Annotated in this window: 3 protein-coding genes; all 3 read left to right on the plus strand. The window is 63.0% G+C overall.

Annotated elements, in window-relative coordinates; translation table 11 throughout:
* The first annotated feature begins 172 nt into the window (after positions 1-172).
* Complete coding sequence (locus ACAM49_RS39575; RefSeq protein WP_369640644.1) at positions 173-952, plus strand: class I SAM-dependent methyltransferase; 780 nt, start codon at positions 173-175, stop codon at positions 950-952.
* A 472-nt stretch (positions 953-1,424) separates the two neighbouring features.
* On the plus strand, positions 1,425-1,820 hold the full coding sequence (locus ACAM49_RS39580) for an HIT family protein (protein ID WP_369640645.1): 396 nt from the start codon (positions 1,425-1,427) through the stop codon (positions 1,818-1,820).
* Positions 1,820-2,854 (plus strand): serine/threonine protein phosphatase, encoded by a 1,035-nt coding sequence (locus tag ACAM49_RS39585; RefSeq protein WP_369640646.1) that lies wholly within the window; start codon positions 1,820-1,822, stop codon positions 2,852-2,854. Before ACAM49_RS39580 ends, ACAM49_RS39585 begins: the two co-directional genes overlap by 1 nt.
* Positions 2,855-2,977 lie beyond the last annotated feature (123 nt).

Here is a 2,977-nt window from a genome sequence, read left to right on the forward strand (position 1 = left end):
CCCCACCCCCACCAGTTGATGAACATGCATTCACGCAGACAAACGTCGAGAAGACACCTCCACCAGTGCATTCTCGTGCCATAGAAATGGCTTGGCTGTTGCGGATGTGCACCTTCGTCGCTTGTTTCGCGGATTCAGGCAGAGTTGCTTGTACCGCGCATAGGGTGAATGCATGGAAAGGGATGTGCGGCAACGCTATTCTTCGTCCTTTGGCTCGGTGGCAGCGGCCTACGCGGAGCATCGACCAGATTACGCACCGACTGCGGCGCGATGGGCGCTGGAGTCGGCGCCTGGTCGAAGGGTGCTAGATCTCGGCGCTGGTACAGGCAAGCTCACCGGCACATTGGTTGCGTTGGGTGTCGATGTCACTGCCGTCGAGCCAGACCCGGCAATGCTGGCCGAGTTGCGCCTCACCCTACCGGTGGTTCGCGGTCTTCAGGGCAGCGCCGAGTCGATACCGCTTCCGGATGCGTCGGTCGATGCGGTGCTCGCCGGAAATGCCCTGCACTGGTTCGACATGGCCGTCGCCGGACCGGAGATCGCGCGCGTCCTTGCGCCCGGCGGTGTCCTGGCGGGTTTGTGGAATGTGATGGACAACCGGATCGATTGGGTTTCCGGGCTCGAGCGTGTCAGCGGAAGAGAGGCCATTGGCCCGCGGGATACGCTCAGCAGCTGGCGCACCGCGACAGCCGGGATGCATCTTCCCGGCTCGGGTGCCGTTGCGCGGTTCGGCTCGCCGGAGCAGGCCGAGTTCACCCACTCGCAGCGTCGTACCGCCGACTCCCTCGTCGCGACAATTGCCACGCGAGCAGGCATATTGGTCATGCCCGAGCAGGAGCGAGCGTCCACACTCAGCCGTATCCGAGAGTTCCTCGCAAGCAGACCAGAGACCTCCAACGGCGAATTCTCCCTCCCGATGCTGACCGGCGTACTACGCACCCGTCGGCTGTGATGCATTCCGAGCTGATCTCGCACTTTCGATAGCTCGACGATCAAATGGGCCAGTTCCGTTGCAACAGTGCGAGATCAGGCCGGTTTGGACGCAGGTTCGGGGAGTTGGCAGGAGTCAAGGCATGCAATGCACCATGGCGCGCTCGGGCAATGCGCGACGATGAGGAGAACATCTTCGAGCGGTGGGAAGGAACAGTTGATGATGCGCGGAGAGGATTTTCCGTCCGGTCCGGAGGCGACGGCCGCGTTCTTGGAGAGGCTTGTCTTCAGCGATGAGCCGGTTCCGGCCGATCAAGTGCCACCGCGGCTGGCGCCGGGCGAGGATATCGTGATCACGGCCGCGGTCCGGCCACCACTTCAGTTTCCCTCTGGCACAGAGTGAATCCGAGGAGCTTGATGGGTAGGGTCGTGGGATGGGGAGTGGGTGTCTGATCTGTGACAAGCATCGTGGGGTTGGCAGGCTGGTTGGGCCGGTGATCTTTGCTGATGAGTTGGTGGTGGTGACGCATCGGCCGCTGTCGGAAGGGGTGGCGATGCCTGGGTATCTGTTTGTTGAAACCACGCGTCATGCGGCGACTTTGGCTGATCTGAGTGATGGCGAAGGGGCTGCGGTTGGGTGGGCCGTTCGGCGGGCTGCGGGGGCGTTGCGGACCGAGCTTGCGCCGGAGTTCGTGTTCTCTGCTGTTACCGGTCGTAGTGTCGCGCATTTTCATCAGCATGTGTTCGCTCGGCCCAGGGGCACACCCGATTCGGTGGGGTGGTTCGACATCGATTCGTGGGAGGGCGGTCCGCGGATCGTGGAATCCGAGCTGGTCGCGCTGTGCGAACGGCTCGCGGGGCACTTCGTGGCCGGTGGCAGAATCCGGTGATGACGGACACCAGAAGGCGACGCTATCAACGGCTCTCGGCGTTCTTGGGAGATCGGATGGACGGTGATCTCGTCGCGCTCATGGGGTCGGGGCGGCCCATTGGTGTGGGAGTGGGCGGGGAGTCGTCGGCCGTTGACGTCGATGGTGAGCCTGTGTTTGTCAAGCGCATCCCCCTGACCGATCGGGAGTTGGCCCACTGGGATTCCACCGCGAACCATTTCAACGTTCCACTGTTCTGCCAGTATGGAATTGGTGGCCCAGGATTCAATGCGTGGCGGGAGCTGGCCGCCAACACCATCGTGACGGATGCTGTGTTGGACGGTGAGGCGCGGTTGTTTCCAATGCTGTATCACTGGCGGGTGTTGCCTGGTCGGGCGGCGATCGCGGATGAACACGCGGACATCGACGCGGTTGTTGCTGCGAACGGTGGATCCTCGGCGGTTCGTGCCCGGCTGGAAGCGCTCGCTGCGGCGCCATGTTCCCTCGTGCTGTTCAGTGAGTACATACCGCATGCGGTGGGAGACTGGCTGCGGTACAACCCGATTGGCAAGGCCGTCACCGTCGAGCGGCAGCTAGCCGAGATACTGACGTTCCTCCGGGATCGCCGATTGCTGCATATGGACGCACATTTCGGCAATGTGCGCAGTGACGGGACGCGCATCTATCTCACCGATTTCGGCTTGGCCACCTCCCCGCATTTCGATCTCTCACCCGCCGAACGTGAGTTCGTCGGACGCCACGCCACGTACGACGCCGACTATGCCGCCATGCGGCTTGTGAACTGGCTTGTGACCGAGGTTTGCGGAATCCAGACCTCACCCACGGGCGGCGTGGTCGCCCGCAACGAGTATGTAGTCGAGTGCGCCGCGGGCCGCATCCCGGACGACGTACCGCCCACCGTGGCAGCAATTCTCACCCGGCATGCTCCCGTGGCCGCGAGGATGAACGCCTTCCTCTGGGATCTGTTCGCCGATGAAATCCATACGGAATACCCGGCAGGCAAGGTCGCTGGGATTGCGGGGGCGTGGGAGTAGGCTGGCTGTGCGGGACTTCGGGAGGGGCGATGGGGGAATCGGAGCGTGATCAGGGGGTGGATTACGTTGTGTCCGAGGATGGGACGCGGATTGCTTATTTGAGTGCGGGGAGTGGGCCGGGGG

Origin of the sequence: Nocardia sp. JMUB6875, from assembly GCF_041154655.1 — a bacterium.
Lineage (GTDB): Bacteria > Actinomycetota > Actinomycetes > Mycobacteriales > Mycobacteriaceae > Nocardia.

Bases quoted from the DNA above. Each gene is read 5' to 3' on its own strand.
- ACAM49_RS39575 (WP_369640644.1), top strand. From the start codon at position 173: ATGGAAAGGGATGTGCGGCAACGCTATTCTTCGTCCTTTGGCTCGGTG.
- ACAM49_RS39585 (WP_369640646.1), top strand. From the start codon at position 1,820: ATGACGGACACCAGAAGGCGACGCTATCAACGGCTCTCGGCGTTCTTG.